Genomic DNA, 3776 nt, shown 5'->3' with positions numbered 1-3776 from the left:
GCGACGGACAGAAGCTTTTTTGAAGGCTCGCCGAGTGCGTCATTTCGCTAAGCGAGCCGAAGGATAGCCCTCGGAGAGCATCCTCAGGAAAGAGTCAGAGCGGGGTTCCCATTGTCGGCTCTCCAATAGGCCGAATAGTAAAGCCGGTTTGGGCCCGCGCCATGCGCAGTTTTCGTTGCCTATTCCGAAGCTCTAGCCGGGACCGCGTTCGCAGCCGCGCCTTCCCGATCCGGCTAAGCTGGTCCCGCCGATGTTCAAGTGCGTCATGGCGGCGGATAAGGGGCCGGAAGGCGAGAGGAAGTTGCCAGTTAAGGTAGATAGCATCAAAGCAGAAGGGGACGCCGCATGTATTGTAATATAGCCGTCAGATCCTCGGTTGCCGCGTCGCGCGACGCACCCGTCGACCATAACGCTCGTTATCCGTCGGATCGGGGTGCTTGCCGCCGCCCTTCCAGTCGTCGGAGATCAGCCAGTCCTCGAAATAGTAAAGCCACGTTGTGGCCCAGGGTACGAATGTCTGATCGATCCGCATCGTGCCGGTCCACTCGCGCGTTCCTGGCAACGTGAGGCACAGGCGCAGGGGATCATGATAGACGTGCGGCAGGGGCCGCTCACCCGCCAAAGCCGAAAGCTCGGGGTCCGTGACGAAGACGCTTGGTGTTTCGCCCCGCTGAAATGTAATGCGCATGGAGTATTCACGGCTAAGGGGCGTCGGCCTGTCACGATAATCCCAAATAAAGCCAGTCGCGTGCAGCCGGCCTGTCCCCGTACAGATGGGATTGGCGCGCAGAAACATAAACTGCTGCGCGGGCGTCAGGTCTGGGCGGTCACGCGAAAACACCTAGTCACCGAAGAACGTGTTGGAGCGAACCGGCGTCGCATTGGCCGCGCTGGACAGCGTGAGCCCGACCGTCGGCGCGACGTAGAGCTTCTTGGCCGTGCGTGCCTGCGAAATGCTGTCGGTGCGAGCATCGATAACTTTGCGAACGACCGAACTCCCGAGGCTTCCTTCCAAGCTCTTGCCGATAACGTCGATGCCCTGCAAATCCGGAAGGGCCTCGAAGTCCGCCAGTGCCTTCGCATGCCACTCGTAGAAGGCGGCGGCGCGAGCCGGCTCAGTATTCCAGCGCTCGGCGAAGTTCTCGCCGACCGTGGTTTCGTTGGCCACCACATAGATCCGCCGACCATTGACGACCGGCTTATCGATGAAGTGTGGCATCAACCGAATGGTCGCGATCAGAACGTCAAGTTCGGAATCGAAAACAAAGCTCTTGACGCAATACTCATACGACTGTGCCGCGAGCGTGGTGATGATGATGGAGATCGGTGCGATCTCCTCGACGACTTCCAGGAAATGCACATCACGATGCCGCTTGAGGATCTGCACCGTCCGCCGCAGGATGCCTTTGGCGGTGCCATGCACAGGGAAGGGCTCGACGGCCGCACGGTCCTCGGCAGCGAGAGCCTTTTGCATCCGCAAGGTGGGGATTAGGGCTGCCCTGCGTTCAAAGAGCGCCTTGTAGCCTTTCGGATTCGTCGGTTTGAATTCCCGCAGCTTCTTGTCGGGAACCAATTCGCCGCCGTTGGCGCATTTGGCATTGTTGATCGTCGGCGAGATGTCGAGATGATATTCGCGTGCGTAGTTCAAGCGCCAGCAGCGCTTCTTCTCTTCGAGCATGGCAGCGTAGCGCGCGTTCTCCTTCAGGCGATCGCCGACAATGCGTTTCAACTCTGCCGGTGGCCGGTCAGCGGTAAAGCGCAGCACCTTGCAGATGAGATCGACGTCGAAATCTTCGCGCCCGATCGGTTTGACCGTCGTGCCGAGGCCGGTCGAGCCGTGAGCATAAATATCGATCCACTTCAGAAGAGGGTTGTCCGACCCGGAGAGCCATTCCGCGACAGCCTCGTAGCTCGTCCGCGCAGCCTCAAGCTGAGCAGCGGTCAACTCCAGCGCTTGGCAAATCTGATCGAGGAGCGAGTAAACCTCGGCTTTGCGCAAAAGCAGATGCGTCTGGGGAGGCGCCGTGAACATCTGATTCATGGCTCAATTCCTTTCACGGTGTAGATAGGTTTGAACGATTCGGCAGTTTCCGTCAGAAAAACGGGTTCAATGCGAGGACGCTCCTTACGAGCTGATGAGGCGCCCATGCCTTTGAGTTGCGCGATCTTGCGCGTGTCATCGAGATTGAAGAAATCCTTCGGCACATCCGGGCAGCACCGGAAAATCGCCTCACGTTCGTATTGATGGCCGGTAAGCAACTTCGCCATACCAAGCGCGCCATGCGACTGGCCGTCCATGAACAGGCGGGTCACATCCTTTGCGAGACCGCCCCAACCAGGCGCCTCGCCGATCATGTAGACCTCGTTGACGCAGCCCAGGCTCAGCACTCGCAGACTGCTGGCCGGCCAGTCGAGCAAAGTGACGGCCTCGACCACCGCCAACGCGATCGGGTTGTTGGCCCATACGCCGCCGTCGAGCAGACCGACATCCTCGGCGGTCCGGTGGCGCTTGTAGTAGGTGGGCGCGGCGGCCGTCGCCATCGCGGCATCGACGGCGAGGCGCTTGTAATCGGTCTTGAGGCGGGGATGATGCGCTGTCTTGAAAATATAGACACCGCGATGGTCGGCATCCCATGCGGGAATCACCAGTCGCGTTCTCGCATCCCCAATGCGCCTGCTGCCGAGAACTGTAGAGAGTTCGCTCCGCAGCAGATCAGCGTCATGCTTCGGGGTGACGATGTGCTTGAGGCGACGCCACGCGTCGCCGGCGAAGCTCGCCAGAGCGCCGCCCGACTGTCCAAAAATGTGTGGGCCGCGACGGACATAGAGGTCAAGGAGATCACGCGCGGGAAGACCCATCGCCAATCCGATCGCCAGAATGCCGCCCGTGGACGTTCCTGCGATCAGATCGAAATACTCTCCGATGGGCCGGTCGAGATCCTCTTCCAGAGACGTAAGAAAGGACGCCGGCTGCGTTCCCATGATGCCGCCGCCGTCAATCGAGAGAATTCGACGAATCGGCGGTTTATCTGAAGGAACTGCAACCTGCGTCATGTCGCTTAGCCCTTCGGAGGATAGGGATCGTGCCCGTAGGAATTCTTGTCGCGAATCCGACCGTCCGGCCGATGAATGACGACTTCGCTCTGCTGGTTGATCGCGATCTCCCGTGCAGCCCGTTCGGCATCTCCCTGGGTCGGATGGATCGAGGTTGCCCTCTCATTCCTTTCGCCACGCACGGCCCATTCGTCACCGTGCGGAACGACATGCTGATTCTTGCCTGCCATGCTCACAACTCCTGATTCCTTGACCTGATTCGCAAATCGTAATAAGTAGCTATACGCTCTGTCATAGCCTGAGCCGAAGAAATAGCCCCGCGGGGCTGTCGACGATCTAGACATGGAACTCTATACGATCTGTCATGGCCGAGTCAAGCGCACCAAAAGACTTCGCCTCTCGCCTGCGCAAAACGCGCGAAACGCGGGAGCTAAGCCAATCCGAACTGGCCAGGGAAGCCGGCATGCAACCTTCGGCCATCGCCCATTTTGAGGCTGGGCGCCGCAAGCCGTCGTTCGACAACGTGCGAGCGCTCGCGAAGGCGCTGAAGGTCTCGGCCGACTACCTACTCGGGGCGCAAGCCGCGACGACCGCCTTTCGCGACGAAGACAAGCTGAGCGCAAAAGATCGACTTTTTATTCAGAACATCATCGACACAATGATTAAGGACAAGAAATAGGGGGCGAAACATGGCGGGCTTTCGGTTGAAGATGGCAACCCAG

Annotated in this window: 5 protein-coding genes; 1 reads left to right on the top strand and 4 read right to left on the bottom strand. The window is 59.4% G+C overall.

All coding sequences use genetic code 11. The features are described 5' to 3' along the window. Window positions 1–364 precede the first annotated feature (364 nt). From KAY22_RS26115 to KAY22_RS26100, 4 genes are all read right to left on the bottom strand, one after another. Window positions 365–688, bottom strand: a complete 324-nt coding sequence (locus KAY22_RS26115) for a hypothetical protein (RefSeq protein WP_192817750.1) — start codon at window positions 686–688, stop codon at window positions 365–367. A 153-nt stretch (window positions 689–841) separates the two neighbouring features. Beyond that, a complete protein-coding gene (locus KAY22_RS26110; RefSeq protein ID WP_006018769.1) occupies window positions 842–2041 on the bottom strand; it encodes a nucleotidyltransferase in 1200 nt (399 codons plus the stop codon). Next, entirely contained in the window at window positions 2038–3054 is a 1017-nt protein-coding gene (locus tag KAY22_RS26105) for a CBASS cGAMP-activated phospholipase (protein WP_006018770.1), read from the bottom strand. Before KAY22_RS26105 ends, KAY22_RS26110 begins: the two co-directional genes overlap by 4 nt. Window positions 3055–3059: 5 nt before the next feature. Continuing rightward, a complete protein-coding gene (locus KAY22_RS26100) occupies window positions 3060–3284 on the bottom strand; it encodes a DUF2188 domain-containing protein (RefSeq protein ID WP_006018771.1) in 225 nt (74 codons plus the stop codon). 134 nt (window positions 3285–3418) lie between these two features. On the opposite strand from KAY22_RS26100, the gene KAY22_RS26095 reads away from it, so the two are divergent. Further along, window positions 3419–3733 (top strand): helix-turn-helix transcriptional regulator, encoded by a 315-nt coding sequence (locus tag KAY22_RS26095; RefSeq protein WP_013500416.1) that lies wholly within the window; start codon window positions 3419–3421, stop codon window positions 3731–3733. Window positions 3734–3776: the final 43 nt, after the last annotated feature.

The organism is Rhizorhabdus sp. (assembly GCF_018006725.1).
Classification (GTDB): Bacteria; Pseudomonadota; Alphaproteobacteria; order Sphingomonadales; family Sphingomonadaceae; genus Rhizorhabdus.
Note: the sequence above shows the minus strand (reverse complement) of the source record. Positions and strands in the feature narration are given on the sequence as shown.